Below are 17,386 nucleotides of genomic sequence, written 5' to 3'. Positions count from 1 at the left end.
CCCGCCACGGATCCAATCCAGTGAGCGAAAGACATCCCAGGAGTTAGCTGTGTCAAGTCGTAGCGTTCTGGTGGTGCGACCAAGCGGTCGCTTCGTCGTAGAACGTGCCGGTTTTGAGGCAGCCGTGCAGGATGCCGACGAGCCGGTTGGCGAGTTGGCGCAGGGCGGTGTTGTAGCCGGCTCCGCGGGCTCGGAGCTTGTCGTAGTAGGCGCGGGCTCCCGGGGAGACACGGATCGCGGTGGAGGCCTGGGTGATGAGGGCGTCGATGAGCCGGTCGTTGTGGACGAAGCGGGCCAGGACGGTCTTCTTCTTGCCGGATGCTCTGGTGATCGGGCTGGTGCCGGCGAAGTTTTTGCGGGCTTTGGCGGTGGCGTAGCGGCTGGGGTCGTCGCCGAACTCTGCGAGCACCCGGGCGCCGAGGATCGGTCCGAGCCCGGGCTGGGACAGGACGATCTCAGCGGCCGGGTGCGCCCCAAAATGGGCCTCGACCTGCCCTTGCAGGGTGGTGATCTGCTGGTTCAAGACGGTCAGGACCGCCACCAGCGCGCGGGTCGAGGCGGCGTAGGCCGCAGTGACCACATCGGGCTGGCCGAGCTGCTCGGTGCGCAGCGCCGATTGAATGGGCCGGGGACGCATCGCCAGATCGCCGCGGCGGTGGGCGCGTTGGAGCGCGCCGCTGATCTGGCTGATGGTGAGCTTGGCGGCCTCGGCCGGACTCGCCGCCCGCTCCAGCAGATCGAGCGCTTCGGGGGCGTGCAGATCCTCGAACGCTGCCAGCGCGGCGGGGAAGTACTCACGCAGCGCGTGCCGCAGCCGCTGCCCGGTCCGGGTGCGTTCCCAGATCAGCGTCTTATGGGTGCGGGCCACCACCTTGATCGCCTCGGCCTGCGCGGAGTCCCCGGCGATGGGCCGCAACTGGTGGGAGTCGGTACGGACCATGTCGGCGAGCATGTGCGCGTCGGCGGCATCGCTCTTGGATCCCGACACCGCCAGGCGCTCGCGATAACGCGATGCCTGCAGCGGGTTCACCGCGAACACCGTGTATCCGGCCGCGACCAGCGCCAGTACCCATGGGCCACGGTCGACCTCGATACCGGCCAGCACTTCGACCTCGTCATCAGCGGCCTGGCCGATCTGCTCGGCAACCATCGCGTGCAACCGCGCCATCCCGGCCACGCCTTCCGGCAGCCGAGCCTTGGCCAGCGTGCGGCCGGCCTCGTCCATGATCTCCACATCGTGATGCGCCTCGGCCCAGTCATCCCCGACGAACAACCGCAACAGTCCTGCTCCCTAACCTGTCGAACGCCTTACAGCAGCCAGCGGGAGAACCATCGGCGACCTAATCAAGCAGTGCTCACACCATCACGGTGGGCAACGACATCCCAGCAGCGATCAACTCTCCCGGCCGATCCAGCAGGGGCACTTTCTTTCGCCAGGACTCAAAGCCCAGGAGGAACCGGGGTGCTCACCTGCAGGACGGCTACCAACCAGCGAGTCTGCCCTAAAGCGACCCGCTATGACTGATTAGGAGGACCAGAGATGAGACACAGCTCAGCAGCAGCAGCCGTGGTTGTCGCCGCGGTGGTCGCCGCCCCCTTAGGGGCGTCACCGGCTGCGGCGGACACACGGGCCGCCTCCCGGGAGGCCAGGGCGGCCTGGGTCACGTTCTGCGAGGACCGTTCCGGCAACGGCTACCCCTGCGGCGAGTGGCGGCTGATCATGCGCGACAGCCGTACCGTGATCGTGCGCGACGCCCTCACCCGGGCCGCGGAAGGCGACGGCGCGCCCCTCTACGGCGAGGCGCCGTTCGCCGTCAGCGCCGACGGACGCTGGATCGCCTACGTGCGCGCTAGTGACCACCGCATGGTGGTACGGCGGGCCGCCGGTGGGCCGGTCACCGTACTGCCCGCGTCGCTGACGCCGAAGTCGCGCGGAACCGGGGACATGACCCTGCGCCTGTCGCCGCGCGGCGACAGGCTCGTCATCGACCACACGACAGGCAGGCGGCCGGGCACGATCGTCACCGTCAAGACGGGAGCGACGGTGAACATCCCGGCCGGAGAGGTGCCGCAGACCTTCAGCGCCGACGGGGACGAGCTCCTGACCGCGCGCAGCCTCAGCGACAGCACCATGGTCCTGACCGTGCGCCACCTGGACGGCGGCGCCCCGGTCAAGCGGCGACCGCCGCAGGTCGTGGCCGCGGCGACCGTCTTCGCCCTGGCGGCAGACGGCAGGAACCTCGCCGCGCTCACGCCCGGGGACTACGACGGGGGCAGCCCGCCGCGCCTGCGGGAGTACGACCTGGTCAGCGGCGAACTCGGCCCCTCGCTCAAGGTGGCGGTGAAGCGCGGCTACCATCCGGCCGTCGCCCACTACCGGGCCGATGACCGGCTGGCCGTCCTTTCGTACGAGGACGAGAGCCCGGCGGGGCACGCCCAGCTGATCGATCTGGAGACCGCGACGGGGGCGGTCACCCAGCACGACCACTACCCGGTCAAGAAGAACAAGTACACCGTCCGGCTGGCGGGAGCGTGACGACGATGAGGACCCTCCGGCACGCGGCCGCTCTGACGGCCGCCTTGACGGCGCTCTCGCTGGCCACGGCTCCGGCGGCCCAGGCCGACGATCACCGCCACGGCGAGTCCGTCCGCTACGCCTCGGTGAAGGGCTGCCCGGACAAGAACCGCGAGAAGCGCCCCTGCGGCCCGTGGCGCCTGGTCATGCACAGCGGCGAGATGACCCTGCTCCGCGACGCCCAGACCGTGGCCAGGCACGCCGACGGCACCTCCTCCGGCTACCAGGTGGCGCCCATCGCCGTGAGCGGCGACGGCCGGCGCGTGGCCTACTTCACGAAGCAGGGCCGTGTCGCCGTCCGCACGCTGGGCGGCGGCGTCAAGCTCCTGGCCGCCGACGCCCTCCCCAGGGCCGGGCAGTACGAGAGGGTGTTCAACCTCTCCGACGACGGCGCCAAGCTCGCCGTGACCACGTACGGCAAGCAGACCCGTGTCTTCGACACCGCCACCGGCGCCCAGCTCGGCTCGGCCGGCCGGGACGAACCGGTCGAAGGCTTCAGCGGCGACGCCGACGAGATCCTCACCCTGGCCGACGGCGAGGATTCGGTGACCGACCTGGTCATCTACCGCGACACCGGCGAACAGGCGCGCCGCGTCACCCCGCCGCAGCTCGTGTCCGGCAACGGCCCCCACGCGCTGGCCGCCGACGGCACCACCATCGCCAACCTGGCGATGGGCAAGAAGCCCGCGCTGGTCCTGTACGACAGCGCGACCGACCAGGTCACCGCCACGCCCAGGGTGAAGCTGCCCGCCGGGGGCGTGCGGCGGATCGACTGGACGGGGGAGAACCAGGTGACCGTCCATCTCGCGCTGGAGCGTGACGGCAGGCCGACCCGGATGACGGTCGTCCAGATCAGCGTCCCGTCGGGCGCGGTCAAGGTCCGGGACCGCTACACCGTGCTGGCCGACTCCTACGTCTTCGCCTCCTGCGGCGGCTGACGGGGTGCCGAGGGACCGGGGTACGGCGGAGGCCGGGGGGCTCCGCCGTACCCCGTCGGGCGTCGCCGTCCGGGGCCGTACGCTGCAAGGGTGGAGGTCCACTCAACCAAGGCGATGGCGGCACGGGCGGTAGCTCTCTGCGAAGCCCTCCTGTGGGGTGAGCCGACCCCCGACTCGGTGGCCGGCGTCCTGCGCGCCCACGGTGAACGCGAACCGCTGCGCCTTTCCCCGGCGGACGTGCGCGCGATGCGCTCGGCGGCCACGGGCCTGGTGGAGGTTCTCGGGGCGGAGACCCCGGCCAAGGCCGCGCTCCTGCTCAACGCCATCCTGGCCGATGCCGCCCATCCGCCCCGGCTGACCGACCACGGCGGCGCCACCACCTGGCACCTTCACGTGGACCGTGCCGACGACGGCCCGTGGGCCGAGTGGTTCCTGGCCTCCTCGGCGATGGCCTTCGCGGTCCTCCTGGCCGACCACCAGCGCGTGCCCGGCGGGCTGTGCGCCTCCGCCTCCTGCGGCCGGCCCTTCCTCCACCTGGGCGGGGGCAGCCCGCGCCGCTACTGCACCGCCCGCTGCGCCACCCGCGAGCGCGTCGCCGCCCACCGCGCCACCCACACCTGACCCAGGGCGGTGTAACGTCTCTTTCATGTTATGGCGTTACATGGCGGGTGCGGCCGGAGCGCGGACCGGCGATGACATGTCCGGACCCGCCCTGCTCGTCGTAGGTCTGGCCGTCAGCGGGTCCCCTGCGGTGGCGGGATGGCTGCTGGCGGGGCTGACCGTGTCGGCCTCCGTGGGCGGGCCGGTGCTCGGCGTGCTGCTCGACCGGTCACGGCGGCCGGGGCGCCTGCTGGCCTGGTGCCTCGCCGGGTACTCGGGCGGCCTCATGCTGATCCTGGGCCTCCTCGGCAGGGCGCCCGACGGGCTGGTGATCGCCCTGGCCGTCCTGGCCGGACTGCTGGGCCCGGCGCTCAGCGGCGGCTGGACGGCCCAGATACCGCTGGCCGTACCCGCCGGGCTCCTTTCCCGCGCCACCGCCCTCGACTCGATCTCCTACAACGTCGCCGCCCTCCTCGGGCCCGCGCTCGCCGGGCTGGTCGCCACCCTGGGCGGCGGCTCCTGGCCGGTGATCGTCGCCGCCGCGCTGATCGCCGCCTCGCTGCCCATCGCGCTGACCCTCCCCGCCCGCCACGGCGACGGCACGAGCGCGGCGGGCGGCCCCTCGATCGCGGCCGAACTCGCCGCGGGGATGCGCGCGATCACGGGGAGCGTGCCGCTGCGCCGCGCCACGGCCACCTCGATGGTCTCCATGGCCGGGATCGCCATGCTGGTCGTGTGCACGCCCCTGCTCGGCGAACGGCTGGCGGGCGGCGCTGGCCACGGGACGTTGCTCCTCGCCGTGACCGCCGCGACCGCGCTGGCCGCCAACGCGGTGCTGGCCCGGCTGGCGCCCGCCGTACGCCCGACGGGCGGCTGGTGGCCCGACGGCGCGCTCGTGTGGGCGACGGCCCTGCTCGGAGCGGGGATCGGCCTGACCGCGCTGGCCGACGGCGTCGCCCTCGCCGTGGCGGGCGCGGCGATCGCGGGCGTCGGTGAGGGGCCGCAGCTCACGGCCCTGTTCACGGTACGGCATCGCGACGCCCCCGCCCGGCTGAGGAGTCAGATCTTCACCACCGGCGCCAGCTTGAAGATCACCTCGTTCGCCGCCGGGTCGGCGGTGGCCGGGCCGCTGGCCGGCTACTCGGTGCCGCTGGCACTCCTGGCCGGGGCGGGGCTGCAGGCCGTGGCGGTGCTGGTCTACTGGGGGTTGTCGCCGCGGCGGAGCCGTACCGGGGAGATCAGCGCACCCCGCGCGGACGGAACTGCACGCTGACGCGCGGCCCGCACGGCCGGGCGGTCTTGGGGACCGCGTGCTCCCAGGTGCGCTGGCAGCTGCCGCCCATCACGATGAGGTCGCCGTGGCCGAGGTCGCGGCGGATGGAGGGGCCGCCGCCGCGCGGGCGCAGCAGCAGGCTGCGCGGGGTGCCGAGGGACAGGATGGCGACCATGGTGTCCTCGCGGCCGCCCCGGCCGAGGTCGTCGCCGTGCCAGGCCACGCTGTCGCGGCCGTCGCGGTAGAGGCACAGGCCCGCGGTGACGAAGTGCTCGCCGAGCTCGCCGGCGTAGTGGGCGTTCAGGGCCGAACGGGTGTCGTCCAGGACCCGGTCGGGGAGCGGGTCGCGCTCGCCGTAGAACTTCAGCAGGCGGGGCACGTCCACCACCCGGTCGTACATGACGCGGCGCTCCGCCTTCCACGGGACCGCCGTCACGAGCCGGTCGAACAGCGCGTCGGCGCCGCGGAGCCAGCCCGGCAGCACGTCGATCCACGCGCCGTGGGACAAGGTGGTGCGCGTGGGCGTCAGCGGGCCGAGGGCGCACGGCTCGTCCACGTCCAGCAGTGAAGCCTGGAATGCCACAGTCATGTGTTCGAGTTTAGTCGATGGCCAGAAATTGAGTTCGAATCCCGGTAGGGTCGCCTCGACGTCGCCGCCCCATCCCAACGAAGGAGCACGCCATGCTGACCACCGCGTTCCTGCCGGGTACTCCCGCCTGGATCGACTACGGAAGCCCGGACGTCCCCGCCACCGTCGCCTTCTACACCGGGTTGTTCGGATGGGGGCACCAGACGATGCCGGGCGGCGGCGACTACGGCGCCTTCCAGCACGACGGCAAGACCGTCGCCGCGGTCGGCTCGCTCACCGAGGCGGGCGCGAGCCCGGCCTGGATCCTCTACTTCCGCAGCACCGACGCCGACGCCACCACCAAGGCGGTGGAGCAGGCCGGCGGCACCGTCCGCATGCCGCCGGGCGCGATCGGGCCCGAGGGCAGGATCGCGCAGTACTCCGACCCCGCCGGCGCCCAGTTCGCGATCTGGGAGCCGGGGCGGCTGACGGGGCTGGAGCTCGTCACCGAGCCCGGTTCCCTGTGCTGGGCCGAGCTCTACACCCCCGACGCGGCGGCCGGGCGGAGCTTCTACCGGTCGGTCTTCGACTGGCAGGCCGAGGACATGGCGATGGGTGAGCTGACCTACACCGTCATCACCCCGGCCACCGGTGCCGAGAACGACAGCATGGCCGGAATCGTCCCGCTGGCCTCGGGGCAGGCGCACTGGCTGCCGTACTTCGAGGTGCCCGACTGCGACGCGGCCGTGGGCAGGGCACAGGAGCTCGGCGGGGCCGTGCTCGAGCCCGCCCAGACGGTGCAGGGCGTCGGCCGCTTCGCCACCGTCGCCGACCCGCACGGGGCCCGCTTCGCCGTCATGGCCAGTTCGTCCTGACCGCCGCGGGCGGCATCCGCCCTTTCCGGGGCTGAGGCCGGCCGGGGCGCGGGTTGAGCGGCCTCGCGTCTCCGGCCGGTCTCTTGGGTGTGATCCCGGGCAGGCCGGTCTCTTGGGCGTGATGCCGGGGCCGGGTGCGGGGGTGAGCCGGTGCGGGATGGAGCGAAGGGCGGGGCTGGGGCGGCGGCTTGGGGCCGGGTCAGGGGCGGGTGAGGGTGAGGCGGGCCACGCGGCCCTGCTCGCCGGCGGCCCAGCAGCTCAGGTCGCGCGTGCAGGAGACCGTGTCGAAGGAGCCGGTGTCGAAGGTGTGCCAGGTCCGGCCGCCGGTGAAGGAGATGTCGCTGCCGGTCGGGCCCACGGCGATCGCGGCCAGGGGCAGGAGGGTCACGCCGGAGCGGTAGGCGGGCGGGGGCGTGCGGGAGGGGCGCCAGGTGGCGCCGCCGTCGCCGGAGTAGGCGCCCGCGTTCGGCGAGGGCTGGCCGTCGCGGAAGTCGCCGCCCACCGCGATGCCCTGGTGCGGGGTGCGGAAGGCCAGGGCGAAGACGCCACGGGCCGGGTCGCCGGCCGGGATCGGGGTGTCGGCGACGGTCCAGGTGCGGCCGCGGTCGCGGGAGTGGAAGACCCTCGCCCGCTCGGCGCCGCCGCTTGCCAGCCAGACGTCCCCGCCGCCCGAGGTGACCAGGCACTGCCCGCTGGCTGCGAACCCGGCCTCACCCGGGAGAGCGTCCGGCATGCCCGCGCTGGGGAGGACGGCCCAGGTGCGCCCGCCGTCCGAGGTCGACAGGATGCGGAACCTCCCGTCCACGGGGTCGCTCATCGCCAGGCCGTGACGGCGGTCGAAGAAGGCCATGCAGTCGTAGAAGGCGCGCGGCTCGTCGTTGCGGAAGGTCTCGGCCCAGGTACGGCCGGCGTCATCGGTCCGGTACACCCGCGAGTCGGTGCCCTCGCCGATCGACAACGCGACGGCGGAGTCGGGGCCGAACGCCTCGATGTCGCGGAACTGCAGGGTGGCGGTGCCGGGCGGGGAGACGTTCTGCCAGGTACGGCCGGCGTCGGTGGTCCTCAGCACGGTCCCGGCGCTGCCGGAGGCCCAGACGACGTTCCGGCTGACCGGCGCCAGGCCGCGCAGGCGGGCGGTGACGCCGGTGTCCTTGAGGTCCCAGCGGAGGAGGTCGCCTCCGGCCGGCCGGGTTTCCGTGAGGTCGCCGAGGCCCGGGGTGTCGGCCTGGGCGGGCAGGGGGGTGGTCAGCGCGCAGGCCGCGGCTACGGCCGTGATCGCGATACGTAACCTCATGCCGAGCACCGTAGGCGAGCCGATCATCCACCGTCCACCCGTCGGCCCGCGGTCGTGCCGGTAGCCGGCCGTCTACCCGCCAGTCCGCGGTCGTGCCGGTAGCCGGCCGTCCATCCGCCGGTCCGCGGGCCGGGCCCGCGGACCGGCAGCGCGGGTCAGTCGCCGGACTTCCACTGGGCGAGGAGCTTGTCGTAGTCCAGGGTTTCCGGCTTGCCGCGTTCGTCCGCCAGTTTGGGTGCGGGGGCGCCGGGCTGGTCGAGCCATTGCTGGGCCGGTTGCTCGGGGTTCAGTTTGGGGGCGCAGTTGCCGCCGTATCCGCGCCGCTCCAGCCGGGACAGGATGTCGTCCTGCTGCTTGGCCAGGTTGTCCATGGACTGCTGGGCGGTGGTCTCACCGGTGACGGCGGTGGCGACGTTCTGCCACCAGAGCTGCGCGAGCTTGGGATAGTCGGGCACGTTGGTCCCGGTGGGGGTCCACTGGACGCGGGCCGGGGAGCGGTAGAACTCGATCAGCCCACCGTACTTGGGCGCGTTCTCCGTGAAGTACTGGCTGCGGATGTCCGAGTCGCGGATGAACGTCAGCCCGGTGATGGACTTCTTCAGCGAAACCGTCTTCGAGGTGACGAACTGGGCATACAGCCAGGCGGCGGCCCGGCGCTCCGCGGGGGTGTTCTTCAGGAGCGTCCACGATCCGGCGTCCTGGTAGCCGAGTTTGTTGCCGTCCTTCCAGTACGCCCCGTGGGGGCTGGGGGCCATGCGCCACTTGGGGGTGCCGTCGGCGTTGACGACCGGGAGGCCGGGCTTGGTCAGGTCGGCGGTGAACGCGGTGTACCAGAAGATCTGCTGGGCGATGTTGCCCTGGGCGGGCACGGGCCCGGATTCGCTGAAGTTCATGCCGGCGGCTTCCTTGGGGGAGAAGCGCTTGAGCCAGTCGACGTACTTCGTGAGCGCGTAGACGGCGGCGGGGCCGTTGGTGTCGCCGCCGCGGGTGACCGAGGAGCCGACGGGGCGGCAGTTCTCGACGCGGATGCCCCAGTCGTCCACCGGCAGGCCGTTGGGCAGGCCGGGGTCGCCGTTGCCGGCCATGGAGAGCCAGGAGTCGGTGAAACGCCAGCCGAGCGAGGGGTCCTTGCGGCCGTAGTCCATATGGCCGTACACCTTCTTGCCGGCGATCTGCCCGTTCCCGTTGACCTTGTTCGTGAAAAAGTCGGCTATATCCTCATAAGCCGCCCAGTTCACCGGCACCCCCAGGTCGTACCCGTAGGCCGCCTTGAACTGCTTCTTGATCTCCGGATCGGTGAACCAGTCGTAGCGGAACCAGTAGAGGTTCGCGAACTGCTGGTCGGGCAGCTGGTAGATCTTCTTGTCCGGCCCGGTCGTGAAGCTGATCCCGATGAAGTCCTTGATGTCCAGCGTGGGCGAGGTGACGTTCTTGCCCTCCCCGGCCATGTAGTCCGACAGCGGCACCACGTAGTCGCCGCGCGCGTGGGTCCCGATGAGGTCGGAGTCGTTGACGTAGGCGTCGTAGATGTTCTGGTTGCCCTGGATCTGGGTCTGCAGCTTCTCGACGACGTCGCCTTCCTGGATGAGGTCGTGCTTGAGGCGGATCCCGGTGATCTCGCTGAATGCCTTGGCGAGCTTCTGAGACTCGTACTCGTGCGTGGTGATCGTCTCCGACACCACGTTGATCTCCATCCCACGGTACGGCGCGGCCGCCTTGATGAACCACTCCATCTCGGCCAGCTGCTGATCCTTGGCCAGCGTCGACGGCGTGAACTCGCTGTCCACCCACGTGCGGGCCGCGGCCCTGCCGTCCTCTTCGCGGAAGTCGCCGGCCGGCTTGCTCGCCGTCGAACATCCCGCCAGCACCAGGGCGAGAACGCTCAGCCAGGCCGCATGCCTCTTGAGTGTGCGTGACAACGTCCGACTCCTCTCGAGAGAGTCAACCCCAAATCCCGATCACCGCCGCGACGGCGAGCGCGCACGCGAGCGCGAGCACCATCGACAGGTCGGTGAGGGCGATCCACCCGGCGAGCACCACCGCCGCGCTGATCAGTCCGATGTAGAGCCGGTCGCCCCGGTCGGTCTCGATGCGCAGGAAGCCGCGCCGGGCCACCGGCGGGGACAGGCGCGCCCAGACGGCCATGACGACCAGGAGCAGGGCCAGCCCGGCGAAGACCAGGGCGGTGGGCGTCGTCCAGACCATCCACTCCAGCACGCGGTCACACCCTCCCCAGCGCGAAGCCCTTAGCCATGTAATTGCGCACGAACCAGATCACGATCGCCCCCGGGATGATCGTCAGCACCCCGGCCGCGGCCAGCAGCCCCCAGTCGATGCCGGCGGCGCTGACGGTGCGGGTCATGGTGGCGGCGATCGGTTTGGCGTTGACGGAGGTGATCGTCCGCGCGATCAGCAGTTCGACCCAGCTGAACATGAAGCAGAAGAACGCGGTGACGCCGATGGCCGAGCGGATCATCGGCAGGAAGATCTTGACGAAGAAGCGGGGCAGCGAATAGCCGTCGATGGCGGCGGTCTCGTCGATCTCGCGGGGGATCCCGGACATGAAGCCCTCGAGGATCCATACGGCCAGCGGCACGTTGAACAGCATGTGCGCGATGGCCACCCCCAGATGCGTATCAAACAACCCCACGCTCTGATAAATCTGGAAAAAGGGGAGCAGGAAGACCGCCGGCGGCGCCATCCGGTTCGTCAGCAACCAGAAGAACAGGTGCTTGTCCCCGGCGAAGCGGAACCGGGAGAAGGCGTACGCCGCGGGCAACGCCACGATCAGCGAGAACACTGTGTTCAACGAGGTGTAAACGATGGAGTTCAGATAACTCGAGTACCACGCCGAGTCGGTGAAGAACGTCTGGTAGTTCTCCAGCGTCACCGTCCGCGGAATGAGCGAGAACGCGCCCACGATCTCGTCGTTCGGCCGGATCGACATGCCGAACATCCACAGCAGCGGCAGCATGAGCGTCGCCGCGTACAGCCAGAACACCGTCCGCGCCCAGGGCAGCCGTCTCATCTCCCGCTCCTCGTCAGCACGGTGAAGAACACGTAGCAGGCGATCTGCACGATGAGGAAGTACAACAGCGAGAACGCCCCGGCCGGCCCCAGGTCGAACTGCCCCACCGCGATCTTCGACAGCAGGATGCTGAGGAAGGAGGTGGCGTTGCCCGGCCCGCCGCCGGTGACCACGAACGGCTCGGTGTAGATCATGAAGCTGTCCATGAACCGCAGCAGGATCGCGATCGTCAGCACCCCGCGCAGCCGCGGCAGCTGCACGTGCCGGAAGGTCGCCCACGCCGAGGCCCCGTCGATCTGCGCCGCCTGGAAGTACGGCTCGGGGATCGAGCGCAACCCGGCGTAGGCCAGCAGCGCCACCAGCGGCGTCCAGTGCCACACGTCCATGACCAGGACGGTGATCCAGGCGTCGGTGGAGTCGAGCGTGTAGTTGAAGTTGATCCCGAGCACGTTGTTGATCACCCAGCCGCCCAGCCCGATGTCGCCGCGGGCGAAGATCTGCCAGATGGTGCCGACCACGTTCCACGGGATGAGCAGTGGCAGCGCCACCACGACCAGCGCCACCGAGACCCACGCGCCACGCCGCGGCATGCACACCGCCAGCAGCACGCCCAGCGGGATCTCGATGATCAGGACCTGCGCCGAGAACAGCAGCGTGCGCAGGAACGCCCCCCGCACCTCCGGATCCCGCGTGACCGACCGGAACCAGTCCAGCCCCACGAAGATCCGGTCGGTCGGGGTGAAGACGTCCTGCACCGAGAAGTTGACCACGGTCATCAGCGGGATGACCGCGGTGAAGGCCACCGAGACCACGACCGGCAGCACCAGCCACCAGGCGCGGTTGTTCTTCGGCTTGAGCTCCCTCGGCGCCTCGTCCGGCGGTACGGCGGGCGGCGCGACGATCTCGCCCGCCACCTGCGAGCCCGCCACCTGCGAGCCCGCCACCTGCGAGCCCGCCACCTGCGAGCCGGCCACCTGGGAGCCCGCTACCTGGGAGCCCGGCACCTGGGATCCGGCGGCGCCGTCCGGGACGTCGCGGGTGGTCATGGGCCGGTCCCTTCCAGAGCCGCGAGAGTGCCGCACCTGACCTCGTCCCGGAAGAGGTAGGCCCGCTCGAAATGGAAGTGCCCGGTTCCTTCGGCGAGGCCGCCGGGTTCGGTCTTGGCGACCAGCGTGCCGCCCTCCGCCCTGGCGCGCACGAGGTGGTAGGAACCCATCCGGTCCACGCCGGTCACCTGCGCGCTCAGCCCGGGGGAGCGGGGGACCGGGACGACCCTGACGAACTCGGGCCGCACGCCCAGCCGTACCGGGCCATCGGAAAGGGGGCGACCGGCCGGAGCGTCGTCGTCGGCGATCGCGAGGCCGGCCGGGATGCCGCCCACCCGCACGACGCCGCGCTCGATCGCGGCGTCGAGCACGTTCATGCCGGGTGAGCCGATGAAGTGGCCGACGAACTCGTGCGCGGGCGACAGGAACAGCTCGGCCGGCTCGCCGCTCTGCACGATCGCGCCGTCCTTCAGCACGACCACCTCGTCGGCGAAGGTCAGCGCCTCGGTCTGGTCGTGGGTGACGTAGATGAGCGTGTGCCGGGTGTCGCGGTGGATCTCCTTGAGCTTGCTGCGCAACGTCCACTTCAGCGCCGGGTCGATCACGGTCAGCGGCTCGTCCAGCAGGACCGCGGCCACCTCGGGCCGGACCAGCCCGCGCCCGAGGCTGACGATCTGCTGGCGGCCGGGGTCGAGGCGGCGGGAGCGGCGGCCGAGCACCTCCTCCAGGCCGAGCAGCCGGGCGACCGTGCGGACCCGCTGGTCGACCTCGGCCTTGGGGTAGCGGCGGTTGCGCAGCGGGAAGGCCAGGTTGTCGTAGACCGACATCTCCTCATAGAGCACCGGGAACTGGAAGACCTGCGCGATGTTGCGCCCGGCGGGCGGGATCCCGGTGACGTCGCGCCCGCCCAGGTGCACCCGCCCGCTGGAGGGGGTCAGCAGGCCGGAGATGATGTTGAGCAGCGTCGTCTTGCCGCAGCCGCTGGGCCCGAGCAGCGCGTAGGCGCGGCCGTCGGACCAGGTCCAGGTCATGGGCGCCAGGGCGTGGGTGCGGCCGCCGTCGTAGCTGTGGCCGACGTCGTCCAGGTGGATGTCAGCCATGCAGATCGACCTCCGCCGCGGAGCCGGCCAGCAACTCGCCGCCGGGCTCGGTGAAGACCAGGACGTGCCCGGGGTCCACGTAGGCGGTGGCCGCCTCGCCCGGGGTGAACACCTGCGTGCCGGGTAACTGGGCCACCAGATGGCGCCGGTCCGGCAGCAGCAGGTGCAGGAAGGTCAGGCTGCCGGTCACCTCCGCCAGCCGTATCTCGGCGGGGAAGGCCAGCTGGCCGGGCGCGGCCCGCGCGATGGTGACCTGGTGCGGCCGGATGCCGAGCACGACCCGCAGGCCGGAGGCGTGCGCGCCCGGCGCGGGCAGGGAGGCGCCCAGGCAGGTGATGCGGCCGTCCTCCACGACGCCGGGCAGCAGGTTGAGCGGCGGGTCGGACAGCGTGGCGGCCACGGCCAGCGACGGCGGCCGGTCGTACATCGCGGCCACGTCGCCGGCGTGCTGGACCCGGCCCTCGCCCAGCACGACGGCCGGCGCGGCGAAGCTCAGCGCCTCGGCCGGATCGGAGGTGGAGTACAGCACGACGCCCGGCGAGCCGCTGAACATCGCCTTCAGGTCGGCCCGTAACTGCTCGCGGAGTTTGTAGTCGAGGTTGGCGAGCGGTTCGTCCAGCAGCAGGACGTCGACCGGGCGGGCAAGCGCGCGGGCGATCGCGGTGCGCTGCTGCTGGCCGCCGGAGAGCTCGTCGGGGCGGCGCTCCAGCAGGCCGTCGAGGCCCATGAGCTCGGCGACCTCGCGCACCCGGCCGTCGACGTCCTTGCGCGGGAAGCCGGCCGCCAGGCGCAGGGGCGAGGCGATGTTCTCGTAGACGCTCAGCGAGGGGTAGTTGATGAACTGCTGGTAGACGAAGGCCACCGACCGCTTGCGGACCGGGACGGCGGTGACGTCGGCGCCGTTGACGACGACCCGCCCGGCGTCCGGGCGGTGCAGCCCCGCGATCACCCGCATCAGCGTGGTCTTGCCTGCCGCCAGCGGCCCGATGAGGGTCGTCAGGCCGCTGGAGAGTTCGAGGTCGATGTCGTCGAGCCACACTTCACCGCGTTGCCGTACGCGGACGCCATCAAGTATCAGCGCCACATTTCCTCCGGCGGTAGGCGAGTGGGCTGTCCTGAACCAACGAGCACTTCCATCTAACATCGCCATCAACTCTGCGCAAACAGCCAGGTGGTTCAGGAAAGCAGTCCCAGCTCGTATCCCACCGCCAGTGCTTCGGCCCTATTTCGGACATCTAGCTTGCTGAACAGGCGTGACTGAATGTTCTCCACCGTTTTCGTGGTAATCGCCAAAGCTTGGGCGGTCTGCCGGACAGAATGTCCCGTTGCGATGGAGCGCAAAATCTGCAACTCGCGGTCGGTGATCGCCGACCGCACCGCCGCCCGCCTGCTCATTTCCGGGTGTACGGCCCGGCCGAGCTCTCCGATGGGCACCACGGCGTCGGGCTCGGGGGAGCTGACCACCTGACCGAACCCGGTCTCGGTGACCACGACCACCCGGGCGCCGAGCGACTGCATGTGGTGCCAGGCCCCCGACTCGTCGATGATCACCGCCACGAGCGGGCGGCGGACCATGAGCGTGTCGTCCTCGTGGGTCCAGCGGTCACCGACGACGAAGACGGGGATGCGCTGGCGGATGAGGACCTCCACGACGGCGTCGCGGCAACTGCCGGGGCCGCCGAAGACCGCGGCGACCGGGACCCGGCGCGGCTGCGTGCCGTCCCGCCACAGCAGCCCGAGCCGGGCGGCCAGCGAGACCAGGTTGACCCGGTTGTGCACCTCGGTCTTGGCGAAGATGCGGCGCATGTGGTTCTCGACCGTGGCGGGGGCGATGCCGAGCATGCGGGCGGTCTCCTGCACGCTGTGCCCGGAGGCGGCCAGGGAGAGGATCTCCAGGTCGCGGTCCGTCAGGACGGCCGGGCGGATCGAGCGGGAGCGGGGCTCGAACGGGCATCGGCCGACGGCTTCGAGCAGTGCGGCCAGCCCCCGGGAGTAGGGCACGAGCACCAGGCCCGCGCTCACCGCCCGCACGACGTCACGCACGTCCATGCTGGCGTAGGTGAGCACGAGGCCACGCCCGCGTAATCCCGGGAGCTTGGCCATCACCTCCTCGAAGTCGCCGGCCACGTCGATGACGGCGACGTCGACTGGCCGGATCCGGCACAGCCGTTCGAGATCGGAGAGGTACTGGGTGAGTCCGGACATGCTCAGGCCGGGCTGTCCGGTCAGGGCGGTGGCGAGCGCTTCGCGTTGCAGCCTGTTGGCGGAGTGCACGGCCACGTGTATGGCCACACACCGAATGTACAAAAAACAACCTTTCTTGTCTGTAAACCGCCCTTACCCGAGTTGTCAGAAGTCACTGTCCGCGGCTGGCCGGGTCCACTTGCGCGAAGCGCAGCAGGTCAACCATGGTGAAGGTGCCCGCGGACCGGCTGGGCAGAGTTGGCACCCAGCTCGGATTGACCGTGAGGTAGGAGTTCGGATCCTTCTGCAGGAGCCCGATGAAGACCTCGCCGATCAGCCGCGCCCCGACCCCGACCAGCTGGACCCCGTCGCCCAAATCCTTGCCTTCCTTGAGGACGTAGTACCAGAGCGGCGCGTTGGTGGCGAAGCCGAAGGGCTCCAGCTCGGTGGTCTCCACCTGCGGGATGCCCATCGCGGTGGCCAGGCGCTGGCCCGAGGGCAGCGACCAGGTCAGGTGGCGCAGCAGGTTGCGCGTGGCCAGCGAGATCGGCGGGTCGTTGCTCGGGATCGTGGAGAGGGGGAGCTGGAACAGCGGCGTGGAGAGCGTGGTGTCCATGCGCTTGTTCGGCCTCAGCTGGCCGTCGTTGAAGTTGAAGAACGTCTGCCAGCCGATGAAGCGCCGCGGCGCCCGCCGGCCGCCGCGCAGGTCGACGGGGTCGGCCTGGCCCTCGGCCACCGGGTCGAAGATGAAGCCGAAGAACGGCTGGCCGTTGTCGCCGGCCAGGTTCGCCCGATACGACGGCCGGATCATGCTGTGGCCGAAGCGGTAGGCGATCTGGAACTCCACCGGGATGAACGGCGCCCCCGCCGGCCGGTAGAACTGGCGGCCGAAGGCGAGGATGTGGTCGACGAGCGGCCGGCCGATGATCTGTGGCAGGAACTCGTTCAGGATGATCCACTGATAGTGCCAGGTCACCGTACGGCGGGCCGTGGCGAACAGCTGGCTGGGCGGGGTGCCCTGCTCGCGCAGCCGTGCGACGACCCGGTTGTGGAAGAGCAGGAAGGCCACATGAAGCCCGGAGATCATCATGTTCTCGTCGTTGCGGTCGTCGCCGATGATCGCGCTGCCGTTGGCGTTGCGCGGCAGGTCCTCGAACTGGCCGCCGCTCTCGACCCGCATCGTGATCCGGTCGGCGTTGTAGAGCTGCGGGCTGCCGGTGGGGCCGCCGCCGTACACCGTGTCCAGGTCGAAGACCGGTGTGCGCTCGTTGGGGGAGATCTCCGGCCGGGTCGGCACGCCCAGGGGCGAGCGGTTGTCGAAGGTCATGTCGTGGTCGAGGAACTGACCGAGGAAGGTCGTCCCCGCGGTGTTGAAGGGGTTGTCGCGGTTGCCCGGGCTGAGCTCCGGGTTGGTGATCAGCCGGATCGGGCCTTCGTGGAGCGGGTCCTTGGCGTCCATGATGCCGCCAAGCTTGCCCATCTCGGTTAACGCGGCCCTGGTCTGGGCCGTCGCCGAGGCGAACGCGGGCAGGTTGAACACGCGGCCGAAGTTGTTGACCAGGGTGCCTTCCGCCTCGGCGCGGGCCGAGGCGGCGAAGGCGGCGTCGAGGTCGAGCGCGACGATGGCCGCGCCGGCCCCGACTCCGCCGATGAAGGCTCGTCTTGTGAACGAAGAGGTCAGGGGGTTGTCGGTGGTTTCCCGTTCTCGGCGCATCAGCTTCCTCCTCGTGCATGGGGGGTTCGGCGGGAAGCTCGCTGGTCGGACTGTGTGCTTGGCCCGAACCGGGCGCAATGGCCCTAGGGGCTACCGGCTTTCCCAAGGGCTTCGCCCCCTCCCAGGGGAGAAAGACGCCCCCAAGGGGTTTGGTGTCTTCCTAGGGAAATGACTGGTAGATCCGCATTTGT

At 70.8% G+C, this 17,386-nt stretch carries 16 protein-coding genes; 5 read left to right on the top strand and 11 right to left on the bottom strand.

Going from position 1 to position 17,386, the window contains the following annotated elements; all coding sequences use genetic code 11:
* Nucleotides 1–52 precede the first annotated feature (52 nt).
* Nucleotides 53–1,279 carry an IS110 family RNA-guided transposase gene (locus tag FVE25_RS06805; RefSeq protein WP_157245598.1) on the bottom strand — a complete coding sequence of 409 codons (1,227 nt, stop codon included), beginning with the start codon at nt 1,277–1,279 and terminating at the stop codon, nt 53–55.
* A gap of 261 nt (nt 1,280–1,540) precedes the next feature.
* On the opposite strand from FVE25_RS06805, the gene FVE25_RS06800 reads away from it, so the two are divergent.
* From FVE25_RS06800 to FVE25_RS06785, 4 genes are all read left to right on the top strand, one after another.
* Nucleotides 1,541–2,536 carry a TolB family protein gene (locus FVE25_RS06800; RefSeq protein ID WP_157245597.1) on the top strand — a complete coding sequence of 332 codons (996 nt, stop codon included), beginning with the start codon at nt 1,541–1,543 and terminating at the stop codon, nt 2,534–2,536.
* A 5-nt stretch (nt 2,537–2,541) separates the two neighbouring features.
* Entirely contained in the window at nt 2,542–3,513 is a 972-nt protein-coding gene (locus tag FVE25_RS06795; protein WP_157245596.1) for a hypothetical protein, read from the top strand.
* Between the two features lie 90 nt (nt 3,514–3,603).
* Complete coding sequence (locus tag FVE25_RS06790; RefSeq protein ID WP_246266737.1) at nt 3,604–4,134, top strand: CGNR zinc finger domain-containing protein; 531 nt, start codon at nt 3,604–3,606, stop codon at nt 4,132–4,134.
* 25 nt (nt 4,135–4,159) lie between these two features.
* Entirely contained in the window at nt 4,160–5,386 is a 1,227-nt protein-coding gene (locus FVE25_RS06785; protein ID WP_157245595.1) for an MFS transporter, read from the top strand.
* Here the strand turns inward: FVE25_RS06785 and FVE25_RS06780 are convergent.
* Nucleotides 5,352–5,975, bottom strand: a complete 624-nt coding sequence (locus FVE25_RS06780; protein WP_157245594.1) for an alpha-ketoglutarate-dependent dioxygenase AlkB — start codon at nt 5,973–5,975, stop codon at nt 5,352–5,354. The two genes, FVE25_RS06785 and FVE25_RS06780, sit on opposite strands and share 35 nt — an antisense overlap.
* Nucleotides 5,976–6,067: 92 nt before the next feature.
* On the opposite strand from FVE25_RS06780, the gene FVE25_RS06775 reads away from it, so the two are divergent.
* The gene (locus FVE25_RS06775) at nt 6,068–6,829 is read left to right on the top strand and encodes a VOC family protein (RefSeq protein ID WP_157245593.1); all 762 of its coding nucleotides are present in this window, start codon (nt 6,068–6,070) and stop codon (nt 6,827–6,829) included.
* 199 nt (nt 6,830–7,028) lie between these two features.
* Here the strand turns inward: FVE25_RS06775 and FVE25_RS06770 are convergent, their stop codons facing one another.
* The 9 genes from FVE25_RS06770 to FVE25_RS06730 form a co-directional block, all read right to left on the bottom strand.
* Nucleotides 7,029–8,123, bottom strand: a complete 1,095-nt coding sequence (locus FVE25_RS06770) for a WD40/YVTN/BNR-like repeat-containing protein (RefSeq protein ID WP_157245592.1) — start codon at nt 8,121–8,123, stop codon at nt 7,029–7,031.
* 155 nt (nt 8,124–8,278) lie between these two features.
* Nucleotides 8,279–10,042: an ABC transporter substrate-binding protein gene (locus FVE25_RS06765; protein ID WP_219825360.1), complete on the bottom strand. Its 1,764-nt coding sequence runs from the start codon at nt 10,040–10,042 to the stop codon at nt 8,279–8,281.
* 22 nt (nt 10,043–10,064) lie between these two features.
* A complete protein-coding gene (locus FVE25_RS06760; RefSeq protein ID WP_219825359.1) occupies nt 10,065–10,340 on the bottom strand; it encodes a DUF2160 domain-containing protein in 276 nt (91 codons plus the stop codon).
* Between the two features lie 4 nt (nt 10,341–10,344).
* On the bottom strand, nt 10,345–11,151 hold the full coding sequence (locus tag FVE25_RS06755) for a carbohydrate ABC transporter permease (RefSeq protein WP_157245591.1): 807 nt from the start codon (nt 11,149–11,151) through the stop codon (nt 10,345–10,347).
* The gene (locus FVE25_RS06750) at nt 11,148–12,197 is read right to left on the bottom strand and encodes a carbohydrate ABC transporter permease (RefSeq protein ID WP_219825358.1); all 1,050 of its coding nucleotides are present in this window, start codon (nt 12,195–12,197) and stop codon (nt 11,148–11,150) included. The genes FVE25_RS06755 and FVE25_RS06750 overlap by 4 nt, the downstream gene beginning before the upstream one ends.
* Complete coding sequence (locus FVE25_RS06745) at nt 12,194–13,297, bottom strand: ABC transporter ATP-binding protein (RefSeq protein ID WP_157245590.1); 1,104 nt, start codon at nt 13,295–13,297, stop codon at nt 12,194–12,196. Before FVE25_RS06745 ends, FVE25_RS06750 begins: the two co-directional genes overlap by 4 nt.
* On the bottom strand, nt 13,290–14,381 hold the full coding sequence (locus FVE25_RS06740; RefSeq protein WP_219825357.1) for an ABC transporter ATP-binding protein: 1,092 nt from the start codon (nt 14,379–14,381) through the stop codon (nt 13,290–13,292). Before FVE25_RS06740 ends, FVE25_RS06745 begins: the two co-directional genes overlap by 8 nt.
* 92 nt (nt 14,382–14,473) lie before the next feature.
* A complete protein-coding gene (locus FVE25_RS06735) occupies nt 14,474–15,589 on the bottom strand; it encodes a response regulator transcription factor (RefSeq protein WP_157245588.1) in 1,116 nt (371 codons plus the stop codon).
* Between the two features lie 64 nt (nt 15,590–15,653).
* A complete protein-coding gene (locus tag FVE25_RS06730) occupies nt 15,654–17,195 on the bottom strand; it encodes a peroxidase family protein (protein ID WP_157245587.1) in 1,542 nt (513 codons plus the stop codon).
* Nucleotides 17,196–17,386: the final 191 nt, after the last annotated feature.

It is taken from the genome of Nonomuraea typhae (genome assembly GCF_009760925.1).
GTDB classification, from domain to species: domain Bacteria; phylum Actinomycetota; class Actinomycetes; order Streptosporangiales; family Streptosporangiaceae; genus Nonomuraea; species Nonomuraea typhae.
Note: the sequence above shows the minus strand (reverse complement) of the source record. Positions and strands in the feature narration are given on the sequence as shown.

Coding starts and splice junctions, on each gene's coding strand:
- FVE25_RS06800 (WP_157245597.1), top strand. CDS start 1,541: ATGAGACACAGCTCAGCAGCAGCAGCCGTGGTTGTCGCCGCGGTGGTC.
- FVE25_RS06795 (WP_157245596.1), top strand. CDS start 2,542: ATGAGGACCCTCCGGCACGCGGCCGCTCTGACGGCCGCCTTGACGGCG.
- FVE25_RS06785 (WP_157245595.1), top strand. CDS start 4,160: ATGTTATGGCGTTACATGGCGGGTGCGGCCGGAGCGCGGACCGGCGAT.
- FVE25_RS06780 (WP_157245594.1), bottom strand. CDS start 5,975: ATGACTGTGGCATTCCAGGCTTCACTGCTGGACGTGGACGAGCCGTGC.
- FVE25_RS06775 (WP_157245593.1), top strand. CDS start 6,068: ATGCTGACCACCGCGTTCCTGCCGGGTACTCCCGCCTGGATCGACTAC.
- FVE25_RS06770 (WP_157245592.1), bottom strand. CDS start 8,123: ATGAGGTTACGTATCGCGATCACGGCCGTAGCCGCGGCCTGCGCGCTG.
- FVE25_RS06755 (WP_157245591.1), bottom strand. CDS start 11,151: ATGAGACGGCTGCCCTGGGCGCGGACGGTGTTCTGGCTGTACGCGGCG.
- FVE25_RS06750 (WP_219825358.1), bottom strand. CDS start 12,197: ATGACCACCCGCGACGTCCCGGACGGCGCCGCCGGATCCCAGGTGCCG.
- FVE25_RS06745 (WP_157245590.1), bottom strand. CDS start 13,297: ATGGCTGACATCCACCTGGACGACGTCGGCCACAGCTACGACGGCGGC.
- FVE25_RS06730 (WP_157245587.1), bottom strand. CDS start 17,195: ATGCGCCGAGAACGGGAAACCACCGACAACCCCCTGACCTCTTCGTTC.